The sequence below is a fragment of the Geomonas sp. RF6 genome, assembly GCF_021044625.1.
In the GTDB taxonomy this organism is placed as follows: Bacteria; Desulfobacterota; Desulfuromonadia; order Geobacterales; family Geobacteraceae; genus RF6.
On sequence record NZ_CP087999.1, the window covers coordinates 1760372 to 1775197 of the forward strand.

Consider the following 14826-nt stretch of genomic DNA (forward strand, 5'->3'; position numbering starts at 1 on the left):
TATTCTGGCACTCGGCTTTTTTTTGTGACTGAGTGCAGCACAGGAGTCTACTCCATGGAGAAGATCCTTCTTGTAAGCAGCGACCAGGCATTCCTGGAACGAAATAGAAACCTCTTCAGCAAATCCGGCTTCTCGGTTCATACTGCCACTACTGCGCAGGAAGGGCTCCTTATCCACCAGGAGCACCGGACCAATCTCATCATCGCCAATCTAAACCTCCCCGACCTGGAGATCGAGCGTCTGTGCTCCATCATCAGGAATGACACGACCCTTAGAAACGTCTCCATCATCGTGATCTGCTTCCCTACCGAGAAAGCTCTGCGCCGTGCGGCGGGTTCGGGGGCGAACGCCTGGCTGACGCGACCGGTCGATCCGAATGTGCTGCTTGAGTGCGCGACGCGCTTCCTCCGGATCGCCGAGCGCCGCGCCCACAGGGTTCCCTTCACGGGGCACCTCTATGGACGGCGGGGGAGCGAGATATTCTCCGGCACCTCATGCAACATAAGCGTATCCGGCCTTCTGTGCGAGACGGAGGCCCTCCTTGAGGAGGACGACCTCGTCACCATCAGGTACAGGGTGGGAGCAGATTCGATCGAGACGAAAGGAAAGGTCGTCCGCTCGGTGCAGACGCAGGAGGGGGGGTACAGCTACGGCGTGGAGTTCCTCGACCTGGCCGCGGACCAGCGCGAGGGGATCCAGAAGTTCGTGGAGGCAGCCGGCCAGTAGACGCCGGGATGGTAAGCGCTGATAAAAAAGCGGCTCCGGAGGGATACCCGGAGCCGCTTTTTCTTTTGTCACTGCCGGGGTGCTAACCGACGCCGAGGAAGCGGGAGATCGCCCGTACCATCACCTCCGACGAGAGCGAGCCGAGGAATGCCTCCGGGTCGCTCACATTCCTCTTGAAGTACTCGATGATCATGGTCTCTCCGTCGGAGTGGCGATGGATCTGGGAGAACCCCCTGTGGGTCATCTGGTAGCTGTTCACCCCGATCTTCCTCATCAGTCCCTCCGTCACCAGGAAGTCGATGGTGTAGTCAAAGATCGTCTCGTACTTCTGCTTGTCGCACCCGTTCCCTGCAAGAGCAATCTCGCACTGCTTTGAAAGCTTCTCGCAGATGTGCTTCTGCTCGCTGCTGACGGTGGCGGCGTTGGCATTGAGGTACTCGCAGTAGTTCACATCTTCCATTATGTCGAAGAGATTTTCGGCGTTGATCACCTGATAAAACTTGGTCAGCACCTCATCCCTCTCCAGTTTTACCTCAATAGGGAACTGCTCGTACAATTTCGAGAAAACCAATGAAACGAAGTAGCTGAATATTTCCACATTCTCGGCCATGACGTTCTCCTTGTTTTCTTTCTTTTCCTGCTGTTTTGGCACCATCTTTCGAGGGGCAGGTGGGTGAAGGAGCGGAGGGAACAGGTAAGTAAGTACGTACTGTAACTCCGTATACGTGTCAAGTGAAGGGGGCAAAAATCGAGGCGTCTTACATGAGGCTCTTCCGGAAATAGTGGAGTGTCACAAGAACCCGGGTGCCCCCGCGCTGGAGCGTAGGCATCTTGCCTGCGATGGCGGCGCAGCCGCCACAGACCGCGCGGCTGGCGCCGCGGCTACAGGCTGGGAAGCCTGTGCTCCAGCGCGGCGCCACCAGCGTGCCATCCGTTAACGAAACGGGGTAGCCATGCACCGCTCCCCCCAGGAAGTCCCGGATGAACCTTAAACGAAGAGGGGGGAGCCATTGCCGGCTCCCCCCTCTTTGTCGTCTCGGTATTAAATACAGGAGGGCTCTCCACCGCATCCGCTTACCAGGTCTCGTCCGGCTCCCCCCACAGGTTGTGGGCGATGTCGTCCAGAAGCTCGCTGATCCCCTCGCCGGTCGCGGCGGAGATCGGGAAAACCTTTATCCCCCGCTCCTCGAAATACGGGAGGACCTCCTTCAGGTTCTCGCGCACGTTGGGCAGGTCGATCTTGTTGATGACCACCGTCTGCCTCTTCTCGGCAAGTTCCGGATTGAAAAGGGCGAGTTCGCGGTTGATCGCCTCGTACTCCTTGATCGGGTCGCGCTCCGGCATGAAGGAGAGGTCGAGGAGATGCAGGAGCTGCCCTGTGCGCTCCAGGTGCTTCAGGAAGCGGTGCCCGAGCCCGGCCCCCTCGCTGGCGCCCTCGATGAGTCCCGGGATGTCCGCCATGACGAAGGAACGGTAGTTCTTGTACTTCACCACCCCGAGGTTCGGCTTCAGCGTGGTGAAGTGATACTCGGCGATCTTCGGGCGCGCGGCGGAGATCTTCGTGATGAGGGACGATTTACCGACGCTCGGCATGCCGAGAAGGCCGACGTCCGCCATCAGCTTCAGCTCCATCCTGATCCAGCGCTCCTCCCCCGGCTCGCCGGGCTGGGCGAACTTCGGCGCCTTGTGGGTGGCGGTGGCGAAGCGGGCGTTACCCTGTCCTCCCCTCCCCCCCTTCAGCAGCACGATGGTGGAGTCAAGGTCGGTGAGGTCGGCAAGCTCCTCGCCGGTCTCCGCATCCTTTATCACGGTCCCCTGCGGCACCAGTATGACCAGAGGCTCCCCCGCGGCTCCGTGCCGGTTCTTGCCGCTGCCGTTCCTGCCGCGCTCCGCCTTCTGGTGCGGGTGATGCCGCAGGTCCATGAGGGTGGAGAGCTGCGCTCCGACCTTCACGACCACGTCCCCCCCCTTGCCGCCGTCGCCGCCGTCCGGCCCGCCGAGCGGGATGAACTTCTCCCGCCGGAAGGAGACGCACCCGGCGCCGCCGTCACCCGACTTGACGTATATCTTCACCTCGTCGATAAAGCTCATGATCTTCCTCTTTCAAAGGATCTCCGGCAGCAAATATACCCTCTCCCCGTGAGGCGGAGGGTGGTTTGGGAGATCCTCAAACGTGAAAAGCCCGGAAACTCGAGGCTCCGGGCTTTTGCACTCTTTTATGTCGGCTGCCGTTAGTTGGCCGGGTAGACCGAGACCTTCTTGCGGTCCTTACCCATACGCTCGAACTTCACCACGCCTTCGATGAGGGCGAAGAGGGTGTAGTCCTTGCCGAGACCCACGTTGTTCCCCGGGTGGATCTTGGTGCCGTGCTGGCGGTACAGGATGTTCCCAGCCTTTACGGTCTCACCGCCGAACTTCTTGCAACCAAGCCTTTGGCCGTCAGAATCGCGGCCGTTCCTGGAACTGCCGACCCCTTTTTTGTGTGCCATTTCATGACTCCTTGCGACCGCCGACCGGTGCTACCTGATGCCGACGCGTCTCGTAAAATATTTCCTAGGCGTTGATCTTCTCGATCCTCAGGATGGTTCTGAGTTGGCGGTGCCCGTTAAGTTTCCGGTGGTTTTTCCGGCGCTTGGACTTGAAGACGAGAATCTTCTTGTCTTTGCCCTGCTCGACGATTTTGCCGATGACAGAGGCGCTGGGCACTAAAGGTGTTCCGATAACAACCTTATCGCCGCCAACCATCAGGACTTCGGAGATCTCCACGGTGTCACCCACCGCGCCCTCCAATTTCTCGACTTTCAGAAAGTCGCCTTCGGAAACTTTGTACTGCTTCCCTCCGGTTTTCACTACTGCGTACATGAACTTCACCACCTTTACCGTAAATTTGATCCGAGCGGAGTACAATAGCTCGAAAGTTCGCCAGCGTCAACCACTTTTTAGCTCACCCTTCTCAGGATGGCTCTCTTCCGGCCCCTTTCAGGGCCTTTCCTCCCGATGCACCCTCGTCACCCCTCCCGGAGGAGGCACGCCTACTAATGTACCGGGAGGTGCCGGAAAATCAACAGCGCGACGCGTTTACTGCTTTTTGACTATGCGCACGAGATGCGCTGCCTCTTCCGCTTTCGCGCGCGCCTCGTCCGTGTCGGCGCCGGTCATGAGCACGACGCCCATGCGGCGGTTTTTCCTGGCGTCGGGCTTTCCGAAGAGGCGCAGCTTCGCGCCGGGGACCAGGAGCGCCTCGCGCACGCCGTCAAACGCCACTTCCTCTGCCGGCTCCTCCGCGAGGATAACGTGGGAGGCGGACGGAGCGAGGTTCTCCACCGCCGGGACGGGGAGCCCGAGGATGGCGCGGACGTGCAGCTCGAACTGGGAGAGGTTCTGGGAGATCATGGTGACCATCCCGGTGTCGTGGGGGCGCGGCGAGACCTCGCTGAACCACACCTGGTCCCCCTTGATGAAGAGCTCGACGCCGAAGATGCCGCGCCCGCCGAGGGCATCGGTAACCGCCTTCGCCTGGCGCTGGGACTCCGCAAGGACCGTCTCGGTCATCCCCATCGGCTGCCACGACTCGTGGTAGTCGCCGTCAACCTGGCGATGCCCGATCGGGGGGCAGAAGGTCGTGCCGTCGACGGAGCGGACGGTGAGGAGGGTAATTTCGTAGTCAAAGGGGATGAACTCTTCCACGATGATCTTGTCGGAAGCGCCGCGGGCGCCCTCCATGGCGTACCTGAAGCACTTCTCCGCGTCGTCGGGGGTGCGCAGCACGCTCTGCCCCTTCCCGGAGGAGCTCATGATCGGCTTCACCACGCAGGGGATGCCGATCTGCGCCACCGCTTCCTGGAACTCCTCGAAGGTGGTGGCGAAACGGTACCCCGCGGTGGGGAGGCCGAGCTCCTCGGCGGCGAGGCGGCGGATCCCTTCACGGTTCATGGTGAGGTTCGTGGCACGGGCGGTCGGGATGACGGTGAACCCCTCCGCCTCCAGCTCGAGGAGGTACTCCGTCGCGATCGCCTCGATCTCGGGGACGATGTAGTCCGGCTTCTCCAGGCGCACCACGCGCTCCAGCTCAGCCTTGTCCTGCATGTTGATGACGTGGCTTCTGTGCGCTACCTGCATCGCCGGGGCGTCCGCGTAGCGGTCCACCGCGATCACCTCTACACCCATCCTCTGGGCCTCGATGGTGACTTCCTTGCCGAGCTCTCCCGAGCCGAGCAGCATGATCTTCGTTGCACCCTTCTTCAGCGGCGTTCCAAGCATAAATCTCCCTCTTCCATCCCTGTCATAAAAATTGATTGCCGCCGGAGGTCCGGCGGCAATCGGCCAAATCTTAAACGAGCTCCACGTCCCGGCGTGGCAGCGGCCGAAGCTTCGCCCCCTAGCTCAGCGATATCTCGAACTGCTCCTGGTGGAATCCCGGTTTCGCGCGGACGGTGATCCGCTTCTTGAAGTTCTTCTCCAGCTCCTCCAGCCCGCGCCTCTCCTCGTCGTAGAGGAGATCGGCGACCTGCGGGTGCACCGTCAGCATGACCTTGCTCCCCCTCAGATCGAGCATCTCCCGGCGCAGCTCCCTGAAGATCTCGTGGCACACCGTTATCTTCGACTTCAGATACCCTCTCCCCTCGCAGTAGGGGCACGGCTCGCACATCATGCGCCCGAGGCTCTCCCGCACCCTCTTGCGCGTCATCTCCACGAGGCCGAGCTCGGAAATCTTCAGGATGTTCGTCTTCGACTTGTCGCTCTTCAGCGCTTCCTCGAGGGCGGTGTACACCTTGTCGCGGTTCACCTCCTTCTCCATGTCGATGAAGTCGATGATGATGATCCCGCCGAGGTTCCTCAGGCGCAGCTGGTAGGCGATCTCCTTCACCGCCTCCAGGTTCGTCTTCAGAATGGTGTCCTCGAGGTTGTGCTTCCCCACGAAACGCCCGGTGTTCACGTCGATCGCCGTCAGCGCCTCGGTCTGCTCGATGATGATGTAGCCGCCGCTCTTCAGCCACACCTTGCGCCCGAGCGCGCGGCTGATCTCCACCTCGAGGCCGAAGTGGTCAAAGATCGGCTCCTCCTCCTCGTACAGCTCGATGGAGTACTTCATCTTCGGCATGAAGGTGCTGATGAACTGCACGATCTTGTCGTGCTCCGGCTTCGAGTCGACAACGATCCTCTCCACCGTCTCGGTGAGGATATCCCGCACCACCTTCTGGGTCACGTCGAGGTCGGAGTGGATCAGGGTCGGCGCCCCCGCCTTCTCGTTTCTCTTGTAGATCTCGTCCCACAGCTTGGTGAGGTAATTGAGGTCCGCTACCAGGTCCTCCTCGGTCTTCCCTTCGGAGACGGTGCGCACGATGAACCCCCCGCCGGGAGGCTTTATGCGGTCCACGATCTCCTTCAGGCGCTCCCGCTCCGCCTCGTCCTCGATGCGCCGGGAGATGCCGACGTGGTCGACGGTCGGCATGTACACGAGGTGACGCCCGGGAAGGGAGATGTGCGCCGTGATGCGCGCCCCCTTCGTGCCGATAGGCTCCTTGGAGATCTGCACCAGGAGCTCCTGCCCCTCCTGGAGGAGTTCCTCGATCGGATGAAGCGGGTGCGGCACCTGCTCCTCCCCCTCCTCACCCTCGATAAAGGTCTCGTACTCCTCCATGGCGTCGAAGACATCCGCAACGTAGAGAAAGGCGGCTTTCTCGAGCCCTATATCGACAAAGGCGGCCTGCATGCCGGGCAAGACCCGGACCACCCTCCCCTTGTAGATATTCCCGATGATCCCCTTTACTCTGCTCCTCTCGACATACAGCTCGGCAATGGTGCCGTTTTCGATGAGCGCGATGCGGGTTTCGTGGGAGGTGGTGTTGATAACCAGTTCATTTCCCATGCTAACCCCTCTTCATTTATAGTAATTGAAACAGTAAAATCGTTCGCGCGCCACAGCGGTGCCGCTTCGGCGGTATCGCTACCAGGCGCCGGAGAAAAGAACCTCCACCTTCTGCACGCTCGCCTCCGCAAGCGCCTCCACCGGCACGTCGCAGACGGCTGCGGCAAACTCCAGCGGCTTGCCGCGCCCCACCACCATCTCCAGGACGTCTCCGTGCGCGGAGAGCTCCTTCATCTCGTGGCGCAGGTCGAGCTCCAGGCTCTTCCCCTTCTTTTCCCTGACGTACGGCACGCTCTCCTTCTCCAGGAAGCGTGCCGCCTGCAGCTGCAGGTCGGCGCACAGCGGAGGAGGGATCCGCACCGTGTAGCGCACCAGCTCCATGATCGTGGAGAGAGACGCGGAGCGAAGGGGGATCTCCTTTGCTTCCAGGACCTCCACACCTTCCGGCAGCGCCCTGTTCAGCGCCTCCTTCAGGGTATCCGCGCCGTACCCTGCGTCAATCTCCATGTCGAGATATTCCGCGAATGACTCCACACCGACCGAAAGCGCGGTGGCGAAGGAGAACTTCGGATGGGGGTGAAATCCCTGCGAGAAGCGGATCGGAACCCCGGCGCGCCCCACGGCGCGGGTAAAGAGCGTCAGCATCTCCAGGTGGCTTAAGTAGCGCATGCGCCCCGTCTTGGAGAAGCGGATCCGCACCCGGCTGGCCTCCGCAGGCTCGGCATCGTGCTCCGGCGTCCAGCCGAAGGCGGTGAACTCCCGCTTCTCCTGGAGGCGCATCTTCACCTCATCGAAGTCGCAGACGCCGCACGCGGTGCACCCGGTCCTGCAATCCGAGGTCGGAACGTTGGCAAGCGCCCTCTGGCGCTCCTCCAGGAGATATTCGGTGGTGACGCCGCAGTCCAGGTGCTCCCAGGGGAGCGTCTCGTCCAACTCGCGGCGGCGGTGGTAGAAGGAGGGGTCGACCCCTGTCGCGGCGAACGCCTCTTCCCACTTCAGCCTGTCGTAGTGCTCCCACCACCCGTCGAAGCGGCACCCGAGCCGGTGCGCCTCGACAAGGACGCGGGACAGACGCCTGTCACCGCGGGCGAAGACCCCCTCCAGCATCGAGAGGGAGGAGTCCTGCCACTTCATGTTCAGCTTTTTCTTCTTGAGCTCCTGGCGCAGCCAGCGCTGCTTCTCCACGATCTCCGTCTCCGTTATCTGGGGCTCCCACTGGAAGGGGGTGTGCGGCTTCGGCACGAAGGAGCTCACCGAAACGTTCACCTCGCCGCCGTTGCCGGAGAGTTTCCCCTGCCTTTTCACCTCGCGGGAGAGTTCCACGAGCCCCTCGAGGTCTGCCATCTCTTCTGTGGGGAGGCCGATCATGAAGTACAGCTTGATGAGGCGCCACCCCGCGCTGTAGGCGGCGCGGGCATTCTCCAGGAGCTCCGGCGCGCTGATCCCCTTGTTGATGACGCCGCGCAGCCTTTCGCTTCCCGCCTCCGGGGCGAGGGTAAAGCCGGTCTTTCTGACCCGGGCGATCTCCTGCACCATCTCGTCGCTCAGGCTCCCGACCCGCAGCGACGGCAGCGACACCGCCTTTTTCTGCGTCGCGTAGCGGTCCATGAGCCCCTTCAGCAGAGGGGCGAGGCAGCTGTAGTCCCCGGTGGAAAGGGAGAGGAGGGAAATCTCGTCGTATCCGGTCCCCTTCAGCGCCTCCTCCACGATCTCCAGGATCCTCTCCGGCGAGCGCTCGCGCACAGGGCGGTAAATGTACCCGGCCTGGCAGAAACGGCAGCCGCGCGTGCAGCCGCGGGAGACCTCCACGCTCACCCTGTCGTGCACCGCCTTCAGGAAGGGGACGATCGGGGTGTCGGGGAAGAGGGCCTTGTCGAGATCCGCCACGAAACGGCGGCGCACCCGCGGGTGACCCTCGTCGAGAGGCTTTATTTCAGCAATCCGCCCGTCTTCCCGGTAGCTCACCTCGAAAAGGGAGGGGACGTACACCCCTTCTATGGCGGCGAGCTTCTTCAGGAGCTCCGCCTTTGGGAGGCGCGCATCCTTTGCGTCGCGCACGACCTGCGCAATCTCCAGGACCGCCTCCTCTCCGTCGCCGATGAGGAAGGCGTCAAAGAAGTCGGCGACCGGCTCCGGGTTGTAGGCGCCCGGCCCACCGCCGAGGATGAGGGGGTGCCCCTCGCCGCGCTGGCTCGCCAGGAGGGGGATCTCGGAGAGGTCGAGCATGTTCAGGATGTTTGTGTAGGAGAGCTCGTACTGGAGGGTAAATCCGATGATGTCCGCCGCGCCGAGGGGAGCGCCGCTCTCCAGCGTGCACAGCGGCTGCCCGCTGTCGCGCAGCATCTTTTCCATGTCGGGCCACGGGGCGTACGCACGCTCCGGAGCGATCCAAGGGGCGGTCTTCAGAACGCCGTAGAGAATCTGGAACCCGAGATGGCTCATCCCCACTTCATAGACGTCCGGAAAGGCGAGCACGAAGGCAAGGTCAGCCCCCGGCACCCGCACGCTCCCCATCTCTCCGCCCATATAGCGGGCCGGCTTATCCACGGACAAAAGGCTGTTATTGCTCAACAAAAACCCCCGACACCCTTCCTGTTAGCTACAATCGGCCATGATAACAATAATATAGGTGGGTGGCAAGGCATTTACCGGGGCGTTTCGACTGGCTGCGACAGCCGACGGAGATACCCCATATGGGGTAGCCGGTGGCGCTTTTGAGGTTCTCATGAGGAGGCAACCGCGGGGCCTCCGGAGCTGGCTCCTTAAAATACGGGGTATTAGACTTCAATGAATAGGTGGCACGTTTACTGCTAATGAACGCTGCATCTAAACCTTTAAAGGAGAAACACCATGAAAAAAGTTCTGTCTTCTGTTGTTGCTGCTCTCGTTGCTGTTGCTTTCGCTGGCGTAGTTTTCGCTGCTGACGCTACCCCGGCTGCTCCGGCTGCTCCGGCTGCTGAGACCAAGAAAGAAGAAAAAGCTCCGGCTAAGAAAGCCACCAAGAAAGCAAAGAAAGCAAAGAAAGCAAAGAAAGCAGAGAAGAAAGAAGAAGCTCCGGCTGCTCCGGCTGAAGCTGCTCCGGCTGCGAAGTAATTTCGCCGCACAAGCAAGCATGAAAAAGGCCGCATCTTTCGATGCGGCCTTTTTTTATTCCCTTTCAGCGGAGGAAGGCGGGATATTTGCGCCGCGGCCTACTCCTTCTGCCAGACGTAGGCCGGCTCGATGTACGGCTCGTAGAACTCCGGCCAGGCGATGAAGAAGGTGAGCGCCTCCGCCACACCGGCTCCCGTCCTCACAAGCGCCATCCCTACCCCTTTCAGCGGGCCGACCGTCAGCCCCATCGCGACGCCATCTTCCTTCATGGTCATGGCAATCTGCTTCGGAACCTCCACCCACCCCGTCGCAACGTTCGCTACGCCGCGTGCCGCCTTGTTGGCCATGCCGTCCACCACTTCCTGGGGGGCGGAGTCCTCGATCGACTTCAAGGGATCCGCCTGCGCCTGCCGCGCCGTAAGCCCGGCCGCGAGGAGGACGGCGACGAGGACTATGCGGAGACTCCATTTGATCTGCATGCTACTCTCCTTTTGCAGCGGTGTCCGACTCAGGGTGATTCCTGGGTTCCACCCGTTTTTCATGCCACCCCTTCCAGACATACTCCGGCTCCACGATCGGGTCGTAATATCCCGGCTGCGGCACCGCAAAGAAAACCGTTTCGGTGACGCCGGCAAAGAGGCGATAGAAGGCCATTCCCATCCCCTTCAGGGGCCCTACCAAGTATCCCACGTTTCCACGATCGCGCACCGTGAGATACGACTGCTTCGGGATCTCCACCACCGCGGTGGTGATATTGGCCACGCCGCGGATGAGCTTGAAAGCCATCTTCTCCGTTATCGCTTCCGGCTGCTGGGCTTCCTGGGCGAAGCTGGCAGTGGAGAGGACGGTGAGGAGGAGCAGGGAAAAAACCGTAGTCCTGACGCGCATTTGCACTCCTTTTTCGCAGCTCTGGCATTAAATGCTATTTCTTTTAACATAAATACCCCACCTTGGCAACCTAACACCTGCCGCCGCGCCACTTTACCCCCCTCCCGGCGTCACCTCTCCCTTGCCGCGGCAACAAAAGGCTCATGCGAGAATTCCACGGAAGCCGTAGTATGTTCCAATGAAGGGCCGCACGAGGCCTCGCGTCCCCCCCTTTGCAAAGGTTCTTCCGGGAATTCTGGGGAACGCGCTACAAAGAATCCGGGTGCCCCCACGCTGGAGCGTAGGCATCTTGCCTGCGATGGCGGCGCAGCCGCCACAGACCGCGCGGCTGGCGCCGCGGTACAGGCTGGGAAGCCTGTGCTCCAGCGCGGCGCCACTAGTGTCCCCTCACGTCAACGGAAGCGACCGGGCTCAATTCCCGGAATTCGGATGAACCTTTGCGAAGGGGGGACACGGAGGATTTGCTCTTTGCGGCACACGCGGATTACCGCCGGAACCGCACTGCTTTGGGGATAACCCGGAGGCAGGACAAAAAAAAGGCGCGACCACTGTCGTGGCCGCGCCGCTTGTTCCCTGTATGCCTGACGCCCTAGCCGTGCTTCGCGAGGTAGTCGGCGACCCCTTCGCTGGAAGCCTTCATCGCCTCATCCCCTTCCTGCCAGTTAGCCGGGCAGACCTCGCCGCCGTGGGTCTCCACGAACTGCAGCGCGTCGAGCATCCTCAGCGCCTCGTTCACGCTGCGGCCGAGGGGCAGGTCGTTGATGACCGTGTGCCGCACGATGCCGTTCGTATCGATCAGGAAGAGCCCGCGCAGCGCCACCGACTCGTTGTACAGGATCCCGTACCTCTTGGCGATCGCCTTGTCCAGATCCTGTACCATCGGGTACTGGATCTGCCCTATCCCGCCGTTTTCCAGGGAGGTGTTCTTCCACGCGAGGTGGGTGAACTTGGAGTCGACCGAGACACCGATCACCTCGCAGTTCTTCGACTTGAAGTCCGGGAGCCTTTTGTTGAATGCCAGGATCTCGGACGGGCAGACGAAGGTGAAGTCGAGCGGGTAGAAGAAGAGAATCACGTACTTGCCGCGATACTTGGAAAGGGTGATCTCTCCGAAACTGTTATCAGCCATAACCGCTTCCGCGGTGAAATCGGGCGCTTCCTGGGTTACAAGGGTGGTAAGGCTCATCTGCTCTCTCCTTTTCCTTCAATGTAAAATAGTGGACGGAGAAAACTCTAGCAGCGGTGTTTCACCTTGTCAACGACAAAAGAGATAAAAACAATCCTTTTTATCCGCTGAGAGCGAGAAGCCCTGAAACCGTGAACTTTTACCCGAGAATCTCGCCATTGATGCTGACCCTCACTTCCTTGAAGGGGATCTCCTTTCCGCATGCGGCGAGCGCCTGCCGGGCGGCTGCCACGATCCCGCCGCAGCACGGCACCTCCATCCTCACGACGGTGATCGACTTGATGGAGGAGACGCGGAAGAGCTCGGTGAGCTTCTTCGTGTAGAAATCGTTGTCGTCGAGCTTCGGGCAACCGATGACGACCGCCTTCCCCGCCAGAAGATCGCGATGGAAATCCGCGTAGGCGAACGGAACGCAGTCGGCGGCGATCAGCAGGTCCGCGTTCTGGAAGTACGGAGCAGTCGGCGGCACGAGGTGCAGCTGCACCGGCCACTGTCCGAGCTGGCTCGGCTGCGGCGCGCCCTCCCCTGCGTCCGGAGCGGGAGCGGCAGGCTTCAGGGACATTGCCCTGGAGCCGGGGCACCCGCCGTGGTGCGCTTCGGCGTGGCTCTTGTGCGGCGCATGCGCCTCCGGAGCCGCGGCGTGTGCGTTGCCGGCAAGGTGCTGGTGCACGGCCTCCTCGTCGAATTCGTCCGCCTCGCGCTCTATTATAGTGATGGCGTCCTGCGGGCAGTCACCGAGGCAGGCCCCGAGACCGTCGCAGAGGTTGTCCGCGGCGAGCTCCGCCTTGCCGTCGACGATGCGGATCGCGCCCTCGGCGCAGGAGGGTACGCAAAGCCCGCAGCCGTCGCACTTCTCTTTGTCTATCTTCACGATTTTCCTGATCATCCCGTTCTCCTTGTACCGGCTCGAAGCCGGCTGCGGTGTTTATCTTTAATTATGGTATGGTGCCAGCGCCTTCAGGCACCCGTAAAAAGTCGTATCAGAAGAAGTAATGCCAGAGGAGATCGAGCCTCCCGCGCAGCAGGAGCCGCTTCCCCGAGTACGCCATCACCTCTTTTATCCGGGCCCTCTGGTTCTTCGCGTAGCAATGCACCTTGCAGTGCTTGCAGGACGGCTTCGGATCGAGGGGACATTTCCTCCGCTTTGCCTGTGCGTACTCGAGAAGCTCCGAGCACTCCGTGCAGAGCTCCCCTTTCCGCGAGCCGTGCTTCCCGCGGCAGTAGGTGCGGATGAAATGTGCCAGCAATTCCAGATCGTTCTTTTCTTTCTTCGCTGTCTCGTTCATGGCCCCATAGTAGCAAAAGGCGCAACAAAACGTATGATGAAAGTCAAGAAAGGCGATCTGGCCGAATCGTGATACGAACCGCTTCGTGAGGCCGTTTCGCTCCCCCCTTGCAAGATCGCTTCTGCGGTGTAGAATCACACCCTTTGCCTTTGCCGGGCACTTATGCTATTTTGAGGGCGATGAGTACTATAATGAACAAAAACACCACGATTATTCCCCGCCCGCAGCACTGTATCTCACGATCCCTGTTAAGTCCCAACGGCCTGAAGGTTTTATACAAGCTCAAGGAAAACGGCTACACCGCCTATCTTGTGGGTGGAGGGGTGCGCGATCTGCTCCTCGGGCGCGAGCCGAAAGACTTCGACATCGCCACCAACGCCACACCGGGGGAATTGAAGAAGCTCTTCAGGAACTGCCGGCTGATCGGGCGCCGTTTCCGGCTCGCCCACCTGCACTTTCAGGACGAGATCATCGAGGTTGCCACCTTCAGGTCTGCCGCAGAGCCCGCCCCCGAGGAAGAACCGGAGCCCCAGCACGAACCGGAGCACGTGGAGCGGGAAGGGAGACGCCACCATCACCACGGGCCGCGCATGCTGAAGAGCGACGAGGGGGTGGTGCTGCGCGACAACGTCTTCGGCACACCGGAGGAAGACGCCTTCAGGCGCGATTTCACCGTCAACGCCCTCTTCTACAACATCGCCGACTTCTCCATCATCGATCATGTGGGGGGTATGGAGGATCTGAAGGCAGGGGTGATCCGGACGATAGGAGATCCCGCGACCCGTTTCACAGAGGACCCGGTGCGCATGATCCGTGCCGTCCGCTTCGCGGCGATGCTCGGATTCACCATCGAGGAGGAGACCCGGAAGGCGATCGTGGAGATGGCCCCGGCCATCAACCGCGCGACGCCGCCGCGCCTCTTCGAGGAAGTGCTGAAGCTCCTCCTGCTCGGCGCCGGCGAAAGCACCTACCAGCTGCTTCGACACATCGGCCTATTCGAGCCGCTCTTTCCGCACTTCGATGCGTGGCTCACCCGGGAGTCGGAAGGATTCCCCCACGCGCGGGTCGGCAAGGCACTGGAGTGGATCGACGCCAGGATAGACGAAGGAGAGGTCGTCTCCCCCGCCCTTCTTATAGCGCTGATGTTCGGGGAGTATCTGGAGGAAAGGAATCAGTACTTCCGCGACGAGGGAGCCCCTCCGCAGCAGGCGACGGAGATGGCCGTAGCCCAGTTCGCGGGGGAGCTCGCGACGACCGTGCTGATCCCCAACAGGGTGCTGGTGGCGGTGCGGGAGATTCTGGGGTCGCAGTACAGGTTTCAGAAGACCCCGGGGCGCAACGCTCCAGGATTCGTGGGAAGGCGCGTCTTTCCCGATGCCCTTCGCTACCTCGGATTCATGGAGGAACTCAACCCGCCGAAGCGCTCGCTGCACGAGTACTGGAAGAGCTATGCTTCAGGGGTGATAATGAAGGCGCCGCACGACGCCGAAGAAGGGGCAGCGCCGCAGAAGAAGAAGCGCAGGCGGCGCCGCAGAAGAAAACCGACGCGGATGCCGGAAGGACCGTAAGGGGCGCTACAACTCTCGGTATGTACTGTAGGCCGGGATAAGCCGCCAGGCGTTCCCGGCGGTCCACCCGCTGCCGCAGCACTTAAAAACCCCATCCCCACCCTGTCCCTCCCCTTGAAAGGGAGGGGACGCTCGGCCAACGTGATCACCTGGTAGAAATGCCAGGCCGTGACGCTGGAGGACAGGCATCTTGCCTGTCCTAACGGCGCA

Annotated in this window: 15 protein-coding genes; 3 read left to right on the top strand and 12 right to left on the bottom strand. The window is 61.3% G+C overall.

Going from position 1 to position 14826, the window contains the following annotated elements; genetic code table 11:
- Nucleotides 1-54 precede the first annotated feature (54 nt).
- Nucleotides 55-726 carry a PilZ domain-containing protein gene (locus LPW11_RS07505; protein ID WP_230997506.1) on the top strand — a complete coding sequence of 224 codons (672 nt, stop codon included), beginning with the start codon at nt 55-57 and terminating at the stop codon, nt 724-726.
- Between the two features lie 82 nt (nt 727-808).
- On the opposite strand, the gene LPW11_RS07510 is transcribed toward LPW11_RS07505, so the two are convergent.
- From LPW11_RS07510 to LPW11_RS07540, 7 genes are all read right to left on the bottom strand, one after another.
- Nucleotides 809-1336, bottom strand: coding sequence for a hypothetical protein (locus LPW11_RS07510; protein WP_230997507.1), 528 nt, complete (start codon nt 1334-1336; stop codon nt 809-811).
- A 464-nt stretch (nt 1337-1800) separates the two neighbouring features.
- Nucleotides 1801-2817 carry a GTPase ObgE gene (obgE, locus tag LPW11_RS07515; protein WP_230997508.1) on the bottom strand — a complete coding sequence of 339 codons (1017 nt, stop codon included), beginning with the start codon at nt 2815-2817 and terminating at the stop codon, nt 1801-1803.
- 140 nt (nt 2818-2957) lie between these two features.
- On the bottom strand, nt 2958-3215 hold the full coding sequence (rpmA, locus tag LPW11_RS07520) for a 50S ribosomal protein L27 (protein WP_230997509.1): 258 nt from the start codon (nt 3213-3215) through the stop codon (nt 2958-2960).
- Between the two features lie 64 nt (nt 3216-3279).
- Nucleotides 3280-3588, bottom strand: coding sequence for a 50S ribosomal protein L21 (gene rplU / locus LPW11_RS07525; protein ID WP_230997510.1), 309 nt, complete (start codon nt 3586-3588; stop codon nt 3280-3282).
- A 216-nt stretch (nt 3589-3804) separates the two neighbouring features.
- Nucleotides 3805-4986 carry a formate-dependent phosphoribosylglycinamide formyltransferase gene (purT, locus tag LPW11_RS07530; protein ID WP_230997511.1) on the bottom strand — a complete coding sequence of 394 codons (1182 nt, stop codon included), beginning with the start codon at nt 4984-4986 and terminating at the stop codon, nt 3805-3807.
- 118 nt (nt 4987-5104) lie between these two features.
- Nucleotides 5105-6595, bottom strand: a complete 1491-nt coding sequence (gene rng, locus LPW11_RS07535) for a ribonuclease G (protein ID WP_230997512.1) — start codon at nt 6593-6595, stop codon at nt 5105-5107.
- Between the two features lie 78 nt (nt 6596-6673).
- Nucleotides 6674-9166 (bottom strand): TIGR03960 family B12-binding radical SAM protein, encoded by a 2493-nt coding sequence (locus LPW11_RS07540; protein ID WP_230997513.1) that lies wholly within the window; start codon nt 9164-9166, stop codon nt 6674-6676.
- A gap of 279 nt (nt 9167-9445) precedes the next feature.
- On the opposite strand from LPW11_RS07540, the gene LPW11_RS07545 reads away from it, so the two are divergent.
- Nucleotides 9446-9688, top strand: a complete 243-nt coding sequence (locus LPW11_RS07545) for a hypothetical protein (protein ID WP_230997514.1) — start codon at nt 9446-9448, stop codon at nt 9686-9688.
- 98 nt (nt 9689-9786) lie between these two features.
- Here the strand turns inward: LPW11_RS07545 and LPW11_RS07550 are convergent, their stop codons facing one another.
- The 5 genes from LPW11_RS07550 to LPW11_RS07570 form a co-directional block, all read right to left on the bottom strand.
- Entirely contained in the window at nt 9787-10167 is a 381-nt protein-coding gene (locus LPW11_RS07550; protein WP_230997515.1) for an exosortase system-associated protein, TIGR04073 family, read from the bottom strand.
- 1 nt (nt 10168) lies between these two features.
- On the bottom strand, nt 10169-10576 hold the full coding sequence (locus LPW11_RS07555; RefSeq protein ID WP_230997516.1) for an exosortase system-associated protein, TIGR04073 family: 408 nt from the start codon (nt 10574-10576) through the stop codon (nt 10169-10171).
- A 589-nt stretch (nt 10577-11165) separates the two neighbouring features.
- Nucleotides 11166-11762, bottom strand: coding sequence for a peroxiredoxin (locus tag LPW11_RS07560; protein WP_230997517.1), 597 nt, complete (start codon nt 11760-11762; stop codon nt 11166-11168).
- 139 nt (nt 11763-11901) lie between these two features.
- Entirely contained in the window at nt 11902-12648 is a 747-nt protein-coding gene (locus LPW11_RS07565; RefSeq protein ID WP_230997518.1) for an ATP-binding protein, read from the bottom strand.
- 94 nt (nt 12649-12742) lie between these two features.
- A complete protein-coding gene (locus LPW11_RS07570; protein ID WP_230997519.1) occupies nt 12743-13048 on the bottom strand; it encodes a nitrous oxide-stimulated promoter family protein in 306 nt (101 codons plus the stop codon).
- Between the two features lie 179 nt (nt 13049-13227).
- Between LPW11_RS07570 and pcnB the strand changes: the two genes are divergently transcribed.
- Nucleotides 13228-14616: a polynucleotide adenylyltransferase PcnB gene (gene pcnB, locus LPW11_RS07575; protein ID WP_230997520.1), complete on the top strand. Its 1389-nt coding sequence runs from the start codon at nt 13228-13230 to the stop codon at nt 14614-14616.
- The last annotated feature ends 210 nt before the right edge of the window (nt 14617-14826 follow it).

Coding starts and splice junctions, on each gene's coding strand:
- LPW11_RS07505 (WP_230997506.1), top strand. CDS start 55: ATGGAGAAGATCCTTCTTGTAAGCAGCGACCAGGCATTCCTGGAACGA.
- LPW11_RS07510 (WP_230997507.1), bottom strand. CDS start 1,336: ATGGCCGAGAATGTGGAAATATTCAGCTACTTCGTTTCATTGGTTTTC.
- obgE (WP_230997508.1), bottom strand. CDS start 2,817: ATGAGCTTTATCGACGAGGTGAAGATATACGTCAAGTCGGGTGACGGC.
- rpmA (WP_230997509.1), bottom strand. CDS start 3,215: ATGGCACACAAAAAAGGGGTCGGCAGTTCCAGGAACGGCCGCGATTCT.
- rplU (WP_230997510.1), bottom strand. CDS start 3,588: ATGTACGCAGTAGTGAAAACCGGAGGGAAGCAGTACAAAGTTTCCGAA.
- purT (WP_230997511.1), bottom strand. CDS start 4,986: ATGCTTGGAACGCCGCTGAAGAAGGGTGCAACGAAGATCATGCTGCTC.
- rng (WP_230997512.1), bottom strand. CDS start 6,595: ATGGGAAATGAACTGGTTATCAACACCACCTCCCACGAAACCCGCATC.
- LPW11_RS07545 (WP_230997514.1), top strand. CDS start 9,446: ATGAAAAAAGTTCTGTCTTCTGTTGTTGCTGCTCTCGTTGCTGTTGCT.
- LPW11_RS07550 (WP_230997515.1), bottom strand. CDS start 10,167: ATGCAGATCAAATGGAGTCTCCGCATAGTCCTCGTCGCCGTCCTCCTC.
- LPW11_RS07555 (WP_230997516.1), bottom strand. CDS start 10,576: ATGCGCGTCAGGACTACGGTTTTTTCCCTGCTCCTCCTCACCGTCCTC.
- LPW11_RS07560 (WP_230997517.1), bottom strand. CDS start 11,762: ATGAGCCTTACCACCCTTGTAACCCAGGAAGCGCCCGATTTCACCGCG.
- LPW11_RS07565 (WP_230997518.1), bottom strand. CDS start 12,648: ATGATCAGGAAAATCGTGAAGATAGACAAAGAGAAGTGCGACGGCTGC.
- LPW11_RS07570 (WP_230997519.1), bottom strand. CDS start 13,048: ATGAACGAGACAGCGAAGAAAGAAAAGAACGATCTGGAATTGCTGGCA.
- pcnB (WP_230997520.1), top strand. CDS start 13,228: ATGAGTACTATAATGAACAAAAACACCACGATTATTCCCCGCCCGCAG.